Source organism: Bacteroides sp. NSJ-48, from assembly GCF_014287405.1.
In the GTDB taxonomy this organism is placed as follows: Bacteria; Bacteroidota; Bacteroidia; order Bacteroidales; family Bacteroidaceae; genus Bacteroides; species Bacteroides stercoris.
Genome location: NZ_JACOOD010000015.1, coordinates 1 through 17,301, shown reverse-complemented (window position 1 = coordinate 17,301; position 17,301 = coordinate 1). Strand labels below are relative to the sequence as shown.

Sequence of the window (17,301 nt, the reverse complement as noted above, 5' to 3'; positions counted from 1 at the left end):
ACAAGGCAACAGACAAGGCGATAAAACGATATGATACGAAAAGAAGAAGTATATAAAATAGGTATATTCAACAAACCTCATGGCATTCACGGAGAATTGTCATTCACCTTTACGGATGATATTTTCGACCGTGTAGAGGCCGAATATCTCATCTGCTTGTTGGACGGTATATTCGTACCGTTCTTTATCGAAGAATATCGTTTCCGCTCAGACACTACGGCTCTCGTCAAACTCGAAGGAGTGGATACGGCAGAACGCGCACGGATGTTTACCAACATTGAGGTTTATTTTCCCGTGAAGCATGCCGAAGGAGCCGGACCGGGAGAACTCAGTTGGGATTTCTTCGTCGGTTTCCGTATGGAAGAAGTACACCACGGCCAACTGGGTGAAGTGACGGATGTGGACACCTCTACCATCAACACTCTGTTCGTAGTAGATTATAAAGGAGAAGAATTGCTGATTCCGGCACAGGAAGATTTCATTATAGACATCGACCAGAAGCATAAGGTTATCACGGTGGACCTGCCGGAAGGATTACTTGCTTTAGAAGATACGGAAGAGGTGTAAATAAGGCGCGAAACACAAAGTTCAAATTATAAATAGAAAGTTTATAAGTGGCAGCAAATAAGAAGAAAAAAAGAAGAAAAGCCTTTTGGAGTAATATCAAGTTCAAGTACAGACTGACTATTACAAACGAGAATACCCTTGAGGATATTGTCACGCTGCGTGTGTCCAAACTGAACGGAATCTCCGTATTGCTTTCCGTACTGACGGTACTCTTTCTGATTGCCTCCCTGATTGTTGCCTTTACCCCGTTGCGCAATTATCTGCCCGGATACATGAACAGTGAAATTCGTGCGCAGGTCGTGGAGAATGCCCTGCGTGTAGACTCACTCCAGCAACTCGTAGACAGGCAGAATCTGTACATAATGAATATCCAGGACATCTTTCTGGGTAAAATCAAAACCGACACCATCCATTCCATCGACTCCCTGACTACCGTACGGGAAGATTCGCTTATGGAACGAACGCAACGCGAGGCTGAATTCCGCAAACAGTACGAGGAAACGGAGAAATACAACCTGACAAGCATCGCCTCACGCCCCGAAGTAGACGGACTGATATTCTACCGCCCCACCCGCGGCATGATTTCATCTCCTTTCAATGCCGAAAAGAGGCACTTCGGAACGGATATAGCCGCCAATCCGGGAGAAAGCGTATTGGCAACCCTGGACGGAACGGTCATTCTGAGTACCTATACAGCCGAAACCGGCTATTTGATAGAGGTACAGCATAACCAGGATTTCGTATCCGTCTACAAGCATTGCGGCTCTTTGTTGAAACGCGAAGGCGACACCGTAAAAGGCGGAGAAGCCATTGCCCTGGTAGGCAACAGCGGGCAACTGACTACCGGACCGCACCTGCACTTCGAACTGTGGCACAAAGGAAGGGCGGTAAACCCGGAACTCTATATCGTATTTTAAAAGTATAAAGCATTAAGTATAAGATATAAACCTGAAAGCATAAATTATAAGACTGATGAAGAAACAAATTGCCATACTTGGCTCTACCGGCTCTATCGGTACACAGGCATTACAGGTCATAGAGGAACATCCCGACCGATACGAAGCCTATGTACTGACAGCCAACAACCGGGTGGAGGATTTGATAGCTCAGGCGCGCAAGTTCAAGCCTGAGGCAGTGGTAATAGCAAACGAAACGAAATATCAACAACTGAAAGACGCACTTGCCGACCTCCCCATCAAAGTGTATGCCGGCGAAGAGGCCTTATGCCAGATTGTGGCGGAAAAACCTATCGACATGGTACTGACAGCCATGGTAGGCTATGCCGGGCTGAAACCGACTATGAACGCAATCCGTGCACGCAAGACGATAGCCCTCGCCAACAAGGAAACATTAGTCGTGGCGGGCGAGCTTATCAATGACCTGGCACGTTTCAGCGGTACTCCCATCTTGCCGGTAGACTCCGAACATTCTGCCGTGTTCCAGTGTTTAGCCGGAGAAATGGGTAACCCTGTCGAGAAAGTTATACTGACAGCTTCCGGCGGTCCGTTCCGTACCTGTACAATGGAGCAGCTTGCCACCGTAACCAAGGCACAGGCTTTGAAGCACCCCAATTGGGACATGGGAGCCAAAATTACAATAGACTCCGCTTCCATGATGAACAAGGGGTTTGAAGTGATTGAAGCAAAATGGCTGTTCGGTGTACGCCCCGACCAGATAGAAGTAGTGGTACATCCGCAATCCGTCATTCACTCAATGGTGCAGTTTGAGGACGGAGCAGTGAAAGCGCAGCTGGGAATGCCGGATATGCGCCTGCCCATTCAGTACGCATTCTCCTATCCGGAACGCCTGAAAGCGTCTTTCCCCCGGCTGGACTTCAAATTGTGCACGGACCTGACATTCGAGCAGCCGGATACGAAACGTTTCCGCAATCTGGCACTGGCATACGAAGCGCTGCACCGTGCAGGAAACATGCCATGTATCGTCAATGCAGCCAATGAAGTGGTGGTAGCCGCTTTCCTACGGGACGAAATATCATTCCTCGGCATGAGCGACGTAATCGAGAAGACAATGGCGCGCGTATCCTTTATACAAAAACCTGCTTACGAAGACTATGTGGCAACTGACGCAGAAGCCAGACGAATAGCAAAAGAATTGATAGTTAAAAATTAAATTGCAAATAATAAAATAGTAAATAATTAGATGGAAACATTCTTGATCCGTGCCCTGCAGCTTATAATGAGCCTTTCATTGCTCGTAATAATCCATGAAGGCGGGCACTTCCTCTTCGCTCGTTTATTTAAGACACGAGTGGAAAAATTCTGTTTGTTCTTTGACCCGTGGTTCACCTTGTTCAAATTCAAACCGAAAAACAGTGAAACGGAATATGGTATCGGCTGGTTGCCTTTAGGCGGGTACGTCAAAATTGCAGGTATGATAGACGAGTCTATGGATACCGAGCAGATGAAACAGCCCATGCAACCGTGGGAGTTCCGCGCCAAACCGGCATGGCAGCGTCTGCTGATTATGATAGGCGGCGTACTGTTCAATTTCCTGTTGGCATTGTTCATCTACTCCATGATACTCTTTGCGTGGGGAGATGAATATGTACCTTTGCAGAAAGCCCCGCTGGGTATGGACTTTAATGAAACGGCTAAAGCAATCGGTTTCCGTGACGGCGATATATTGGTATCCGCCGACGGCGTACCTTTTGAACGCTATGGTGGCGACATGCTGACAAGCATCGTCGATGCACGTCAGGTCAGCGTATTGCGTAACGGGCAGGAAGTATCCGTGTACATCCCCGAAGATATGATGGAACGCCTGCTTGCCGACAGTGTCCGTTTCGCTTCATTCCGCTATCCGTTTGTCATCGACAGCATTATGCCGGGACAACCTGCCGCACTTGCCGGATTACAACCGGGTGACAGCATCACTCAATTGGATGGATGTAACATCGCTTACTTCGACTTTAAGGAAGAAATGCTGAATCGCCAAAAAGCTGCTAACGACAGTACCAGCCGCCTTCTCACCCTGACTTACGTCAGAGCGGGGGTAGCGGATACCGTAAAGCTGACTACAGATTCTTTATATCAAATCGGTGTCGCTGCATCCCTGCAGACAAACAAGCTGTTGCCCGTTGTCAAGAAAGAATATAGTTTCTTTACATCTATCCCGGCCGGGGTTACCCTGGGAGTAAATACGCTGAAAGGTTATGTCAGCCAGATGAAGTATCTTTTCTCTAAAGAGGGCGCCAAACAGCTTGGCGGTTTCGGAACAATCGGCAGCATCTTCCCTGCAACATGGGACTGGTATCAGTTCTGGTACATGACGGCATTCCTTTCAATCATTCTTGCTTTCATGAACATTCTGCCTATTCCGGCATTGGACGGCGGACATGTCCTGTTCCTCATCTACGAGATTGTAGCACGTCGCAAACCCAGCGATAAGTTTATGGAGCGTGCTCAAATGGTAGGTATGTTCCTATTGTTCGGCTTGCTGATTTGGGCTAACTTCAATGATGTGCTCAGATTCTTCTTCTGATGATTAGGATATAAAAAACACATCGTCTGTTATAGTCAAACAGACGATGCGTTCAGTACTAACAGATGGTGCATTCCATATAAACGCACCATCTGTTTTTTTATATTTTTATACCAAGTGTGCAATCCACTCTTCACGGTCGCCCGGCAGAAGGTCGATAATCGGAATCTCAACCATTGTATAGCAACCCGGTTGCTGACGCATTGCAGCACGTGCCACACATACCAGCACTTGCGCAGTAAGCGCCGGATTATTGATGCGCATGTTGAATTCGAACAGTTGGTTCTGTGTTTTTCCGGAAACGCCCTTACGGGTCAGATTTACACCGTGTCCCATATCAAGCAGTGCATCTACGCTCGGAACAAGCTTCACATGCGTTTCGTCATTTACAAAATATGGATCGGCTTTGATGGCGGCAGCTACTTTGTCAAATTCGTAACCATCGTTCAGTTCGATGTAGACCATACGGCGATGTATGCCCGTACCGGTAGGAATCGTCATTGAAAGAGCGGCTTTTACACCCTCGATAGCCTTTACTGCCACCGTATGTCCCATACTCATACCCGGACCGAAGTTGGTATAGGTAATTCCCTTCGGCGCAATAGCCTCCAGCAAGGTACGCACAACAGAATCACTTCCCGGATCCCAACCGGCAGAAATAATAGAAACAGTATTATGTGCTTTTGCCTCAGCATCCAGTGTACGGCGCAATGCCGGAATGCCGGTATGAATATCGAAGCTGTCCACTGTATGGATGCCAAGTGCCAATATCTCTTTAGCATATTTCTCAACGCTACGCGTAGGAGTACAAAGGATGGCCACATCCACATCCTTCAACTCTTTGATATCTTTCACTACGGAATATTCACTCAATTCTGCAGGACGGTTCTCTGCCCCTGCACGACGTACTACTCCTGCGATTTCAAAATCGGGAGCTGCCTGTAATGCCTCAAGTACAAAATGTCCGATATTGCCATAACCCATGATGGCTGCTCTTACTTTTTTCATCTTTTTATCGGTTTTAGTTATCAACTTTCTATTTTATGAGCGCAAAAATAAGCATTTTAATTTATAACTTAATACAGAAGTTTGCATGTTTCACAGAGTTTTTCTTTTTTTAGAGACTTAAAGTCAATAATAATTCCTACATTCGCAGAATAGGAATAATAATCATATGATAGAATACATAAAAGGTGAGATTGCCGAGTTGAGTCCGGCAAGCGCAATTATAGACTGTAACGGCCTGGGATATGCCGCAAATATCTCCTTGAATACGTATGCTGCCATACAAGGAAAGAAAAGCTGCAAACTGTATATCTACGAAGCTATCCGTGAAGATGCATATGTCCTCTACGGTTTTGCAGACAAACAAGAACGAGAACTGTTCCTGCTACTGATTTCCGTATCGGGCATTGGCGGCAATACGGCACGTATGATTCTCTCAGCCTTATCGCCCTCTGAACTGATAAATGTCATAAGCACGGAAAATGCCAATCTGCTGAAAACAGTAAAAGGCATCGGTTTGAAAACAGCCCAGCGTGTGATAGTCGATTTAAAAGACAAAATAAAAACCAGCGGAGAAGCCGCCGGAACTACCGGCATAACCGGTCTTGCCTCTACTGCCGCCAACGTACAGGTACAGGAAGAAGCCGTAGCCGCCCTCACAATGTTGGGATTCGCACAGGCTCCTTCACAAAAAGTTGTAATGGCTATTCTGAAAGAAGATGCCGGTGCACCGGTAGAGCAGGTCATCAAACTGGCTCTGAAAAGATTATAACCCCATAAAATAATATTCACACTTTAAAAGCAAACAAACTATGAAGCCAGTTCCTATTTTTATGAAACAATGGTTGGAAGCCAATGAACGTACACGTATTCTGCCCGGTGACCAATGGTATCTCGATTTCTCAATAAAGACACTCCCGATACTAAAAGAATCTCCCTTATTCAAGGAAAGCGAATATGCACAGAAAGATGCCGCCACATCACTCGGCATGTATTTTCAGGATGCAATTGCCCAGACAGGAGGTTGGAAAACATTCTCCGAGGCATACTATGCATTATACAATAGGCATCTTCCCTTTTACCGGTTATCTGACAGCTACATCCCCGATGAAATCAATCTGGAAGATGTGGCATTCGTATTGTGGACATTGAAATCCCACTTTGCAATCTTCAATCCGGATGAATATACGCTGCAAGACCCGTTTGATAAAGACTTACTGGCTCTGGCACAGAAAGTATACAAACTGATGGATGAAAACTTTGAAAAAGCCCCTATCAATGAAGAGCCTTCATCTGTTTTGTGGCTAATGGGACCGGATTTACTGGATATGCCCTTGGAGCCGCTTCCCGAAATTACTCCCGAAACAAAATTGAGCAAGGATGTTGAGCATTGCCTGGAATACAGTAATGGAAAGCCTTTGCTATACTTTACTACCTATAAAGAGCTCTGCAAATTCTTTGTTGAAGTTCTAAAATGGGAAAACACACCTTCTGCTTTACTCCCTGACTTACAGTACAAAAAAGAATTCGTAATATACGCCAATGCCAAAGGTATGCTAATAGCCCACAACGTAGCTACCTATTTTTGTGAAGAGCACAACCCGATGTACAATGCCGAACGCGCCGCTGCCGAAGGCTACAAACTCTTTTGCCGCCCGGGAGGCTGCCCGTTCGATTTAATAAAGTATGGTATGCTCAAAGGAATATTACCTGACGTACAATTGCCATTTGACAACGGCAAAGAAATACTACAGCAAAATTGGGATTTTATCGCCCGTTATTATCTATGTGAATATTATGAAGGGGAATAAAAACGCACAATTGCACCCTAACCGGAACAAAAAAGCCAAACCGACAGGAAAAAGAATAGGCAAATCAAAACCGTCCAAGGCTAATAACCAATTGAACAGAAGGGTGAAGTAAGCGGTTAACGATTAGTGATTAGCGGTTAACGATTAGCGACTGTTATGCGACGTAATTACCAACCTAATCACTAATCGCTAACCACTAATTATCCATCATAATTCTATGATTTCTTCTTTGCACAAAGTCAGTTTCTCAAGACCGTCGGTGGTTACTGCCCATGAGTTTTCAATTCCGACAGGACCTATACCGGGTAAAACAATCTTGGGTTCCAAAGCAAAAACCATACCCGGTTCCAATTCCTGCTTCATACGAGGAGCCAATACGGGCATTTCATTTATTTCCAAACCAATACCATGCCCTATGAATTTCGCCTTTTGGTCTACTCCCATAAAATAATCTGCAAAACCGGCTTTCGTTACTATTTCAATAGCCTTGTTATACATATCTTCACAAACAGTTCCCGGTTTTGCCATTGCCACAATCTCCTCTTGTGTTTCTAAACACGTCTGATGTGCAGCATAAGCCTGTTCCGGCAACTTGCCAATGGAGAACACACGGCTCATATCGCCCATGTAACCATAGAAGTTTCCACCCATATCCACCATGAAACATTGCCCCGCTTGCAGGAGAGTGCCACTCACGCCACCGGGCAATGAAGGATCAAGCCCTTTGCCGCCCAATGCAAAATCATACGGAGAAGGAACCGCTGCATTGTCACCGGCCAAAAGACTTCCCATGAAGATTTCCATGCTCTGTCCGAATACACGGAAAATACCCAGACAACCTTCCAGACGCATCAACCGTTCTATTTCAACAGATAATTGACGGTCTGTCATTCCCGGCTGATAAACCGAGGGAATCTGTTCGTATGCCTTTGCATGGGCAATTCCGGAACGGCGGAACATTTCAATTTCTATCGGAGTTTTTATGCTTCGCGCCTGACGAATCAATGCTGTACCACAGGATACGACCTCTGTTTCGGGAAAGCAGGCAGCCAGGCGATTATACTCCGTAAAGGGCAGTTCATCACCTTCCAGCATCAGTTTTACCGGCAAAGGAAGACCGCATTCCTTCAATAACCCGGTTATTTGCTCCGGCTTACGGATAGGATGAATATGCTCGCCCTCAATGTCATTAGGGCGCTTTATGAACAAACGCGCAGGAGCATTCAACGGCAAATATAAATATCCGCTTACTACGCGACCATACGTATAGATTAAGTTTACATTACAGGTAATAAGTGCCGCATCAATACCTTGCTGGGCCATGAGGGCACGTATCTTATCACGTCTTAATTTCAATTCCGGTTGTAACATCTCTTAGTTATTTATAATTTTCGAGCAGCAAAGGTAATAATTTTAGATGCAACGGAATTACTATTCGGGCACATAAATAATCTCGCCGTTATCCAGCTCATAAGCAATCCCCACCTTTTTGCCTTTTTTGCCGCTTTTAGTATCCTGGTTCTCAGATGGAGTGTATTTATTGATTTTCTGACCTTCTTTCGTAATAATCTCCATGTTCTCTTTTCCGGGATTCTTTACCATAGTGAAATCTTCCTGGCTGAACATCTCGGTCATATTGTAACGGCTCACCAATGCAACCATAAGTGCTACGGCAAATACCATTGCAACATCGAAAAGGTTGCTTACCACACTCATCGGGTCGCTATCTTCTTCTTTTCTCAGCAAACGCCTTTTCATTATTCTTTTTGGTTTTGGTTTAACAATTCAGAGAGAAATTCGAGATTAGTCATATCCTGCAAATACCAACGCTGCTTGACTTGCTGTGTTATAAACCCGATAGCACTGGAGAACAACCCGACAACCGTAGTGGCAAATGCCACCTGCATATTGTAGGCCATCGAGGCAATGTCGCCGGTGGAAAGCCCTACAAGTGCCGGACCCATTGGAATCAGCGTTCCCATTAATCCCAACATCGGTCCCATTTTGGTTAGAGTCTTGGATATTGCCAAATCTTTATCCGCCGCTATCTCAAAATCGGCAAGCAGGCGCTGCACGTGCGCCGGACTGTCTTTCATCTCGATAATACGGTGAATGTAAGCAACCACCAAAGAGTTGTTCTTTTTGGAGAGGTGTCCGCCCAGCTCCGAAACAGTTTCAGGAGTCAGTGCATCCAACTCCTTGCGCAGCAGGGCATCGGTCTTACGAATAGCCAGGTATTGCCCGAAAAAGTTTCCGAGGAGCAAGACCGAACGTCCGAAAAGAATAATCAACAATACGATAACAGGAACCAGAAGCCCTGTAGATATCCAATAGAGAATGTCTGAAATGTAATTCATAATTTTTTATTTAATTAGTTAGTTTGTCTTTTCAATTTCACTTTTCTTAAAATCATTCCGACCAATGCACCGGCAACAAGCAGGATTGTCAAGCCTGCCAACGCTCCCCAGTCTACCTCGTCTATTCCTTTCACTGCCGTACGGCCGTTGACAGTAGCGATAATTCCCAAAATAGCAATCAGGGCATTGGCGAGGAAAAGCAATTCCAGCCGAAGCTCTTTTTCGGGCAGTAACCAGCACAAAAGGAAGCTCCCGGCAGGTATCAATACGAATACCGCCGCTGCCATGCTCCAGGCAATCAGGGAAAAGGATACCCCGGGGAAGGAGAATATCAATGCGACCAAGCCGCAGAACAGTACCGGAAAAACTAAAATACCCGGAAACCAGCGTAGTGCCTTATAAGCCCATAGCACGCGCTTCTTCACAAGTCCGGCACTTTGGATATGTGCAGCCAGCATGCAGAAGGTCATCTGCAGAACCACTTCCACGCTCAGTACAACGGAAGTATCGAGCATCAGTGCAGGATTAGCCAGCCAGTCGGCAATCTGGGTTTTGGACTGCTCGATAGCATAAGACCACATCAGCCCTACGAACAAGGCACAGATGACGGATATTGCCAGTACCGACCTTAATTTACGATAAGTTTGCTTCAACATGAAGTTAAAGCAAACCAATATCATAAGTACCAAAACAACTGTCTCCATTATTCCTGTAGTTTTTTACGACGATGACGGACGAGCAACAGTAGTACGACGATAGCAAGCACTACTACCAAACCGACTATCGTATTGCTCAGTACATTGGTCTGTTCTTCTGCGACAGAAGCTATCTCCTCTTTTTTCATCACCATCCCTTTCTTGTCGTCGGATGCGACAGCTTCACGTATCTGAACAATGTTTTTCTTATATTCCGCCGCTGCCTGCGCATCGGTTTTCGAAGCAATGAACTGCCTTAACTTGGCATTGTCGCAAACAAAGCCGGAACAGGAGGGTTTGTACTTGTTTACCAAATCGGTGTGCAACTTGGCTATATCGGCCACTTGCTGCTCGCTGGCTTTCCACATTCCCTTGCGCACCGTCTCCAGCATGACAGCGGTCATTTCTTCCCAAGCTGCCGGATTCTGTTGCTCGAAATATTCATGCAAGCCCAGGCCGAACTTATCCTTTACGTACACATTATATATCTCATCCCACATTTCCTTATCGATAGCTTTGGGCTTCATCACATTCCAGCCATATGTGTTTTGTACAATCTCGGCAAATGTATTCGCAGCACCTGCTTCTCCTTTCATTTTCTCCTTGATATAGGTAGGGTTGAAAATAGTGGTACGGCTCTCCACTCCGATAGCTTCCTTGACCTCCTGCATGCGGAAGTTGTTGCGATTGCGGTAATCGCTCAGGTAAGCATCCGGGTCTTTTCCCGTCACATTACGAACAGCCAGGTTGAGCCCGCCCATAAACTCGTACACGTGGTCGAGGCTCAATGCTCCCCACGTATTGCTCTGGCGAGGCTGTATAACCGCATCCGTACGTGTCAGCGCAGCTTCGAAAGCGAATTGACGGAAGGCTTCCCAGTTCTTTTCACTACCATAGTAAGCACCCATATTATTCAAATAGGTATCTGCTATTTCTTTCTCGCTTTCCCAACGGTCACCGCTCATCACCATACCCTGGATACCGGTTCCATAACCGCCGTTAGCTCCTCCGAACACGCGGAACGTAGAAATCTCCCTGGCGTCTTTAGGAGTCAGGCCTTTTTCTATCAACACCCGTTCTGCTTCGACCACTCCGGCAGCAACCTGATTTTCGTATTGGTCGTCTTTTGCATGGGCAGCCATTTCAACCGCTCGGTTAATAAGGAACAAGCGGGAAGCTGCGATGTCCCTCAACTGCCCGCTCGTCTGTACTACCACATCGATACGCGGGCGTCCCAGTTCTTTCGAGGGGATGAGTTTCAAATCCGTAACACGGCCGAAAGCATCCCGCAGAGGTTCCACACCCAGCATATAGAGTATCTGGGCGATAGTGGCTCCTTCCGTCTCGATAAACTCGCCGCTCCACAGCGTATAGCTTACTTTACGGGGAATGCTATCATTGTGCCGGCGTTTATACATCTCGATTGTATTATTTGCCAACTGTATGCCTTTCTCCCATGCCGCCTCGCTTGGGGTAGCCTCTGCATTGATTCCGTAGAGGTTGCGTCCGGTAGGCAAGGTATTGGGATTTACTATCGGATCGCCTCCCGGTGAAGGCAGGGTATATCCGCCGTTCAATGCATTCGTCATGCTGAGCAGTTCTTTTTCCGGACTTTCTATAAGTGCCTTTTTATATTCTCCGACATTTTTAATTGTGCGCTCGACTTCCATGACTGCCAAAGCAAAAGTGATTTCTTCTTTGGTATATTCTACGGAAGAAGGCATTTTCTTCATTACGGCTTTCTCTCCGCCTCCCATAGCCATCATCATCGCCATCATGCCCTGCGGCGCATTACGCGATTTTTCTATCTTCCGGGCTTTGGTTAGTTCGTCGGGCGTGATATCCGCCACACGGCAGATGAGCTCGTCCGTTCCCAAAGCCGGATTAGCCAGCAACCGGGTTACTAAAGTACGGGCAGGATTCAGATAATGCTGTGTGAACAAAGCGCGGTGTTTCACCGTTTTTTCGTCGGCGCGTTTGCGGAGTTTGTCCAGGGCAAGCAGGCTGTATGCAATCGGTTCGGTAGCCATGGCGTACACGCTGCTCTTAATGCGCGCATCTTCATAAGGAACGCCCATTGTATAAAGCTGTCCCGTTATTTTCTCCGTAGCCAGTTCCTCGGCAAAATTCTCGATACGCAAAATCTCGTCTTCCGTATAAGGAACGGTGAGTACGCTGTCCAGTTCCAGCTCGCGGTGAATACCCAGCTTTACCGCCACTGCCTTCACAGCTAAAGAAGCACGGCGCAAATCGACTTCGCTACGCATATCTTTCCGGGATTCCTGTTCGTGCGCACCGTTAGAACAAGCATTGACAGCATTATTGTATATCTTAATTTTCTCCACAAGTTCACGATAGATACCACGGACACTGCTCTCGAGGAACGGAGGGGTGAGGTAAGACTGCAAGCCTGCATATGCCCTGCGTTTGGCTATCATACCTTCTCCCACATTTCCTATCGAATAAATATAGAAATGAGGCAAAGCGCCTACCAGCCGGTCGGGCCAGTCGTTACTACTCAAAGCAACCTGCTTTTTCGGTGTAAATTCCAGACTGCCATGAGTACCGAAGTGAATCAACGCATCGGCCTTAAAACCGAACTGCGTCCACAAATAAGATGCAATATAAGTGTGAGGAGGTGCGGCATCCGTACCATGAACAATCTTAAACGCATTGTCTCCCTTTCCGGCGGCATTTTGCGGCAGCAACACCACATTCCCGAACTGTAAGCGGGCAACTCCCAGGCGTCCGTCATCGGTAGCCATATACTCACCGGGAAATTCTCCGAAGGAAGATACGACCTCCGCATACTTTTCCGGCCTGAGTACTTTCCCTACCCAACTTTCGTACTGTTCTTTGGTAATCAGTTCGGGATGCCCGTTCTTCATAAAGTTGTCGAAAGCTCCTTCCGCATACGTTCCGAATACAGCTCCCTGTGCTTGTATCATACGTTCCAGTTCTTTGGAGGATGCCGGCAAGCCGTCTACCTTATACCCTTCTTTCTTCAAATGCAGCAATAGGTTGTAAAGCGAAGGGGCAACTTCCATACCGGCAGCAGCCATTGCGTTCTGTCCCGGGCCTTTATAATAATAAATCGCCACGCGCTTTTCATTATTGGGCTTGTTCTGAAACTTAATATAGTTATTCACCGTCTCTACAAAAGTTTCCAAACGCTCGGGAATGGCAAAAGCATGCTGCAATCCTTCTTCATCCCTATAATGTCCGAACAAAGCGAAAGGACGGATAGCCCCGTCTATTTCGGGGGTTACGACACTTTGCGAGAGAAATCCGCCGCTCATTCCCATTTTGTCGTTCTCCCACTCTTCTACGAGCCGGTTTACATTCAGCGGAGTAAACAACGGGATATTCTGTTGTGCCAGGTAATCCACGATATAGTCTCCCATGCGCCCGTGCGCCATATTGATGACTGCCGAGGGGAATACCGAATCAATTTGGTGCCTGCCAATGAAGCCTTTCATATTCCGTACCGGATAAACGACATTACCCGTTTCCTCCAGTTTCCGGATAAGGTCTGCCGGTTCGCCCATCATACCAGTGATTATGATACGGGGAGCTCCCTCTTGCAACAGCCCGTTTTCCTGCAGGAAAGCATTGTATCCGGCTATCGTATTGAAACCGAGTTCTTCATCATCAGGCTTCTTCGGGTCGGCATGATATATCATATCATTGGAGCGTTCTGTTACAGCTTCAGGTTCGTCTACCGAAATAAGCTTGCCATCGATATGCTTACGTACATAATTCAGCATGCTACGGTAGTTACGGCGCCCGCCATTCCCCAGGTAACTTCTCAAAGTGTCGGCCTGGATAGAGTCCAGCGAAATTATCTCATTGGCAGGATTGGTGACGGAAGTGGTCAGAATGGGCAAGCCGCCATCGGCAGCCTTCTTTATCTGCGCACGCTGTTCTTCCGTTATTCTCATCCCCATGGCATTGATAAATACCATGTCATAAGAAGTCAGCTTATCCAGTTCGTCGGTACTGACTTCTGCTATCTTTATAAACGAATTATCATTAGCCTTGGATATTTGTCCGAGACTGATAACTTGATAATTGACAAATGCTACTCTTGTAGAACTGAACCATAAGTTCCAGATACCTATAAGCAGCAACACGAGGACGACCGCACAGCCACTCCCCAATAGTTGTTTTTTCTTCATATCGATATTTTAATATTTATAACCCGAACATATCTGCAATATTAAGATTTACGGTTCCTATTACACTGATTCCCTTTTGCGGAATCTGCAGGGAACTATCGGCAGCCTTGTCTTTATAATTGAACAGGTTATCGATACCCAGATTGAGGGATATGCCTTTCGGAAGGGTAACTCCGGTATTCAACGAACACATCGTACGTGCATCGTAAGTGGTTATTTCATACGCATAAGTACCGTCATCATTTTGGTTTCTTGTATAAGTATCGAACTTTGCTCCCCACTGCCCGTTCAGCGAACAGTTAAAACCTATCTTTCCGAACTTATGCGAATACATAGCATTGAAAGTTGCCGTATGCGGGCGCACCAAAGAAGTATTCCGTCCGTCGACCTCTTCATAATCGTTCGTATAAGCATAAGAACCTGTCAATATCAGCCCGAAACCAAAACGGTAGCGCAAAATTGTCTCCAAGGCCGTAGTTTTGGCATTATCGGCATTCACGTACTGCATGTCGCTCGAACCGTCGCCCAATGACATATAGGCTATCTTGTTCCTGAAACGGTTGTGGGCAAAAGAAACCGACATGTTCAGCCCTCCCTTGGTAAACTCGCCGGACAGAGAGATTTGATTGCTGGTTTCCGGTTTCAAATCCGGATTACCGTACAGCATGAACCAACCCATACCGCCCATATCGTATGCCTGGTAGAGTTCTTTCAGAGAAGGCGAACGGAATCCTTGTGCATAACCGGCACGGAAAGAGACATGGTCGCAAAAATGCCACAGTAAAGAAACCTTCGGAGTGACATGCCAATGATATTTCTCATGATAGTCGGCACGTACTCCCGCCACGATATTCAGCTCATCGAGGATATCCCAGTCTTCCTGCGCATAGAAAGCGTACAACTGATTGTCAACATGGGAGCTGTCTTCCAGCATATAATGTTTCAGGTATTCAAAGTCACCTTCGAACCCGACACTGACAGTATGCTTGCCGAATGTTCCGGTATAATCGATACGCGGTGTCTGCTTGATATTACGGTAATCCGTAGTTTTCTTTCCGGATAAGAAATAGTCCTGGTTCTTCTGATAATTATCATAAATATATCCTATTACAAGTTGCTGTTTTTCTCCGGGAAGATATGTTACCTTACCATTCAAGGTATAATCAAGGAATATGTCCTGGTACATCTTGCCCACACGCTTGTCTCGTTTATTGCGGTAAAACGAACCTTTCAAATCCGCATTTAGCTTTTCATTGCAGGTATAGCCTATTTTCTGCAAAAAATCCCAAATGTTGTATCCGTAGACCGTGGTGGAACCGGCATCTTCCTGCTCCTCTGCCGAAGAACCGTCACTTCCTTCCGTTACGGTGGTCTTACCTACCTCATCACCTATCTCATAAGTATCTTTTGTACGATAGGTAAGGCTGGTATAAGAAGTAAGACGATTTTTCTTCACACCGGTAGAAGCTGTATATTTCTGTCCGTTGGAACCGGCATAACGTACATTCAAATTTCCGCTAAAGGGACGATTGGCGGTCTTTGTAATGATATTGATGACTCCACCCAATGCATTGGAACCATAGATTGTGGACTGGGCTCCTTTAATGACTTCTATACGTTCGATATCGTCTACATTGAAACGGGTAAAATCAACATTATGGTCGGCTCCTTCCCCACTTACGCGTTCGCCATCTATCAAAAACAGCATATACTCTCCATCCATGCCTTGATAAGATATCTCAGGCATCTGACTCATCGAATTATACCCAATCTGCAAACCCGGCAGTTCGTATTGCAGCAAAGTTTCGACATTCATCGGATTGAGTGCCTGAATCTCCTTTTGAGATATTACACGCGTCAGTACAGGTACCTCTTTCAACGGTTTTGCAACAAACGAACCGGTTACCACTACATCATTCAGTTGATTAGAAGAAGGAACCAATCGGATATGCAGTCGCGGCGGACGTACAGCCGGAACCGCTTTTATTTCCTGAGATTCGTATCCTATGAATGAAACCAACAGCGTATATTCTTTCGCATTTTCCAAACGGATAACAAATTCACCGTCGCTATCCGTGCCTGCTCCGAAAGTAGTTCCCAGCACCCTAACCGTAGCTCCAGGCATTGGCTGCCCGTTTTCATCTACAACATCTCCCAATATGGAATAGCGATAACGGTTGCTATCCCTTTCGTCCACTTCCTCCGCAAAGACAGTGGGCACTGCCGCTGCCAGCAAAAAAAGTAAGGAACAAAGAACCCGTCTCATTCTTATTTAATCGGGATAAATTCGTAATTGAATGTAACAAAACCGCTCTTATTCGTTTCAGAGTTTCCTGCAACTGTAAATTGAAGCTTCGCCCAACTGCCGTCCTTACACTTCAAAACTATTACATGCATTGTCGGTTCATAAATAGTAGGAGGCATACTACCTGTCTCCGTCTTTTTCACCCAACTGCACAACACTTTGTTCACAGTTGCAGTCTTGGCGTAACCGACGTTGCCTTGCATCATTTTGCTCATATCGGTGATGATGGCATATTCTTCATCCTCGTTTGTTATGTTTTCATCCGCTTTATAGTCTCCTTCAGGCAACTCCGTAATTTCATTCATATTTGTTTTCTCCGTATCGAAAACCATGCCACCGTTTGTTTTTATCTCATAACGGTGTATGGCGATATGCCATTCGATACCGATAGTTTCCTTCGCTTTTGGCTCGCTTACCGAACCATCCGTATAAATCCATTCGCTTGTATCCGGATGTATTTCCGTTTCTCCGGTTTTCAGATTTACATAAGTCCATTTATCATAGGCAGATACATCCAGATTCGTTTTCGTACCTCCAACTCCGTCTCCCCATTGACTACCCTTATTATCGTCATCACTGCATGCTGCTCCTAATAAACCGATGGCCGCCATGACCAATACATCTTTAATTCTCATTTTAGCTTATTTCTTTTTAGCGTTAATAAATTAATTTTCACGCTGCAAAGTTAGATCGCACAGGTAGCTGGCACAATACCGATAAATAACTATATTAAAAACAATAATACCCACAAATAGTAAAAAAGGAGGTTGTGTCAAAACGTTGGCACAACCTCATTTATATTTTAAGTTCTGCTATATTTTCTTTTGGCTATGCTGCTTTTTCCTCATGCATTTGGCAACAAGTTGCTATATTCCAATTATA

General features: G+C 45.9%; 14 protein-coding genes. 6 read left to right on the top strand and 8 right to left on the bottom strand.

Annotated elements, in window-relative coordinates:
• Window positions 1-30: 30 nt before the first annotated feature.
• From rimM to rseP, 4 genes are read left to right on the top strand one after another with little or no spacing between them, the layout of a single operon-like run.
• Complete coding sequence (gene rimM, locus H8S52_RS08975) at window positions 31-567, top strand: ribosome maturation factor RimM (protein WP_186909664.1); 537 nt, start codon at window positions 31-33, stop codon at window positions 565-567.
• Between the two features lie 47 nt (window positions 568-614).
• Window positions 615-1,484: a M23 family metallopeptidase gene (locus H8S52_RS08970; protein ID WP_005657063.1), complete on the top strand. Its 870-nt coding sequence runs from the start codon at window positions 615-617 to the stop codon at window positions 1,482-1,484.
• 55 nt (window positions 1,485-1,539) lie between these two features.
• Window positions 1,540-2,697 (top strand): 1-deoxy-D-xylulose-5-phosphate reductoisomerase, encoded by a 1,158-nt coding sequence (locus H8S52_RS08965; protein WP_005657066.1) that lies wholly within the window; start codon window positions 1,540-1,542, stop codon window positions 2,695-2,697.
• A 30-nt stretch (window positions 2,698-2,727) separates the two neighbouring features.
• Entirely contained in the window at window positions 2,728-4,068 is a 1,341-nt protein-coding gene (rseP, locus tag H8S52_RS08960) for an RIP metalloprotease RseP (RefSeq protein WP_186909663.1), read from the top strand.
• A gap of 108 nt (window positions 4,069-4,176) precedes the next feature.
• Here rseP and H8S52_RS08955 read toward each other — a convergent pair whose 3' ends face one another.
• Window positions 4,177-5,076 carry a diaminopimelate dehydrogenase gene (locus tag H8S52_RS08955; RefSeq protein ID WP_186909662.1) on the bottom strand — a complete coding sequence of 300 codons (900 nt, stop codon included), beginning with the start codon at window positions 5,074-5,076 and terminating at the stop codon, window positions 4,177-4,179.
• A 166-nt stretch (window positions 5,077-5,242) separates the two neighbouring features.
• On the opposite strand from H8S52_RS08955, the gene ruvA reads away from it, so the two are divergent.
• Both ruvA and H8S52_RS08945 read left to right on the top strand, forming a co-directional pair.
• Window positions 5,243-5,845 carry a Holliday junction branch migration protein RuvA gene (ruvA, locus tag H8S52_RS08950; RefSeq protein ID WP_117906872.1) on the top strand — a complete coding sequence of 201 codons (603 nt, stop codon included), beginning with the start codon at window positions 5,243-5,245 and terminating at the stop codon, window positions 5,843-5,845.
• 40 nt (window positions 5,846-5,885) lie between these two features.
• The gene (locus tag H8S52_RS08945; RefSeq protein WP_186909661.1) at window positions 5,886-6,884 is read left to right on the top strand and encodes a DUF3843 family protein; all 999 of its coding nucleotides are present in this window, start codon (window positions 5,886-5,888) and stop codon (window positions 6,882-6,884) included.
• Between the two features lie 207 nt (window positions 6,885-7,091).
• Here H8S52_RS08945 and H8S52_RS08940 read toward each other — a convergent pair whose 3' ends face one another.
• The 7 genes from H8S52_RS08940 to H8S52_RS08910 are packed head-to-tail and all read right to left on the bottom strand — an operon-like array spanning window position 7,092 to window position 17,054.
• Window positions 7,092-8,255, bottom strand: coding sequence for a Xaa-Pro peptidase family protein (locus tag H8S52_RS08940; protein WP_117984187.1), 1,164 nt, complete (start codon window positions 8,253-8,255; stop codon window positions 7,092-7,094).
• A 60-nt stretch (window positions 8,256-8,315) separates the two neighbouring features.
• A complete protein-coding gene (locus H8S52_RS08935) occupies window positions 8,316-8,642 on the bottom strand; it encodes a DUF2149 domain-containing protein (RefSeq protein ID WP_016661757.1) in 327 nt (108 codons plus the stop codon).
• Window positions 8,642-9,241 carry a MotA/TolQ/ExbB proton channel family protein gene (locus H8S52_RS08930; RefSeq protein WP_005657079.1) on the bottom strand — a complete coding sequence of 200 codons (600 nt, stop codon included), beginning with the start codon at window positions 9,239-9,241 and terminating at the stop codon, window positions 8,642-8,644. The genes H8S52_RS08935 and H8S52_RS08930 overlap by 1 nt, the downstream gene beginning before the upstream one ends.
• A gap of 14 nt (window positions 9,242-9,255) precedes the next feature.
• The gene (locus H8S52_RS08925; RefSeq protein ID WP_186909660.1) at window positions 9,256-9,945 is read right to left on the bottom strand and encodes a hypothetical protein; all 690 of its coding nucleotides are present in this window, start codon (window positions 9,943-9,945) and stop codon (window positions 9,256-9,258) included.
• Window positions 9,945-14,114, bottom strand: a complete 4,170-nt coding sequence (locus H8S52_RS08920) for a cobaltochelatase subunit CobN (RefSeq protein ID WP_186909659.1) — start codon at window positions 14,112-14,114, stop codon at window positions 9,945-9,947. The genes H8S52_RS08925 and H8S52_RS08920 overlap by 1 nt, the downstream gene beginning before the upstream one ends.
• A gap of 16 nt (window positions 14,115-14,130) precedes the next feature.
• The gene (locus H8S52_RS08915; protein WP_117955614.1) at window positions 14,131-16,380 is read right to left on the bottom strand and encodes a TonB-dependent receptor; all 2,250 of its coding nucleotides are present in this window, start codon (window positions 16,378-16,380) and stop codon (window positions 14,131-14,133) included.
• A gap of 2 nt (window positions 16,381-16,382) precedes the next feature.
• Window positions 16,383-17,054, bottom strand: a complete 672-nt coding sequence (locus H8S52_RS08910; RefSeq protein WP_117955616.1) for an HmuY family protein — start codon at window positions 17,052-17,054, stop codon at window positions 16,383-16,385.
• Between the last annotated feature and the right edge of the window lie 247 nt (window positions 17,055-17,301).

What these genes read in the sequence shown, in the direction of transcription:
- rimM (WP_186909664.1), top strand. Translation starts at nt 31, where the DNA reads ATGATACGAAAAGAAGAAGTATATAAAATAGGTATATTCAACAAACCT.
- H8S52_RS08965 (WP_005657066.1), top strand. Translation starts at nt 1,540, where the DNA reads ATGAAGAAACAAATTGCCATACTTGGCTCTACCGGCTCTATCGGTACA.
- rseP (WP_186909663.1), top strand. Translation starts at nt 2,728, where the DNA reads ATGGAAACATTCTTGATCCGTGCCCTGCAGCTTATAATGAGCCTTTCA.
- H8S52_RS08955 (WP_186909662.1), bottom strand. Translation starts at nt 5,076, where the DNA reads ATGAAAAAAGTAAGAGCAGCCATCATGGGTTATGGCAATATCGGACAT.
- ruvA (WP_117906872.1), top strand. Translation starts at nt 5,243, where the DNA reads ATGATAGAATACATAAAAGGTGAGATTGCCGAGTTGAGTCCGGCAAGC.
- H8S52_RS08945 (WP_186909661.1), top strand. Translation starts at nt 5,886, where the DNA reads ATGAAGCCAGTTCCTATTTTTATGAAACAATGGTTGGAAGCCAATGAA.
- H8S52_RS08940 (WP_117984187.1), bottom strand. Translation starts at nt 8,255, where the DNA reads ATGTTACAACCGGAATTGAAATTAAGACGTGATAAGATACGTGCCCTC.
- H8S52_RS08935 (WP_016661757.1), bottom strand. Translation starts at nt 8,642, where the DNA reads ATGAAAAGGCGTTTGCTGAGAAAAGAAGAAGATAGCGACCCGATGAGT.
- H8S52_RS08930 (WP_005657079.1), bottom strand. Translation starts at nt 9,241, where the DNA reads ATGAATTACATTTCAGACATTCTCTATTGGATATCTACAGGGCTTCTG.
- H8S52_RS08925 (WP_186909660.1), bottom strand. Translation starts at nt 9,945, where the DNA reads ATGGAGACAGTTGTTTTGGTACTTATGATATTGGTTTGCTTTAACTTC.
- H8S52_RS08920 (WP_186909659.1), bottom strand. Translation starts at nt 14,114, where the DNA reads ATGAAGAAAAAACAACTATTGGGGAGTGGCTGTGCGGTCGTCCTCGTG.
- H8S52_RS08915 (WP_117955614.1), bottom strand. Translation starts at nt 16,380, where the DNA reads ATGAGACGGGTTCTTTGTTCCTTACTTTTTTTGCTGGCAGCGGCAGTG.
- H8S52_RS08910 (WP_117955616.1), bottom strand. Translation starts at nt 17,054, where the DNA reads ATGAGAATTAAAGATGTATTGGTCATGGCGGCCATCGGTTTATTAGGA.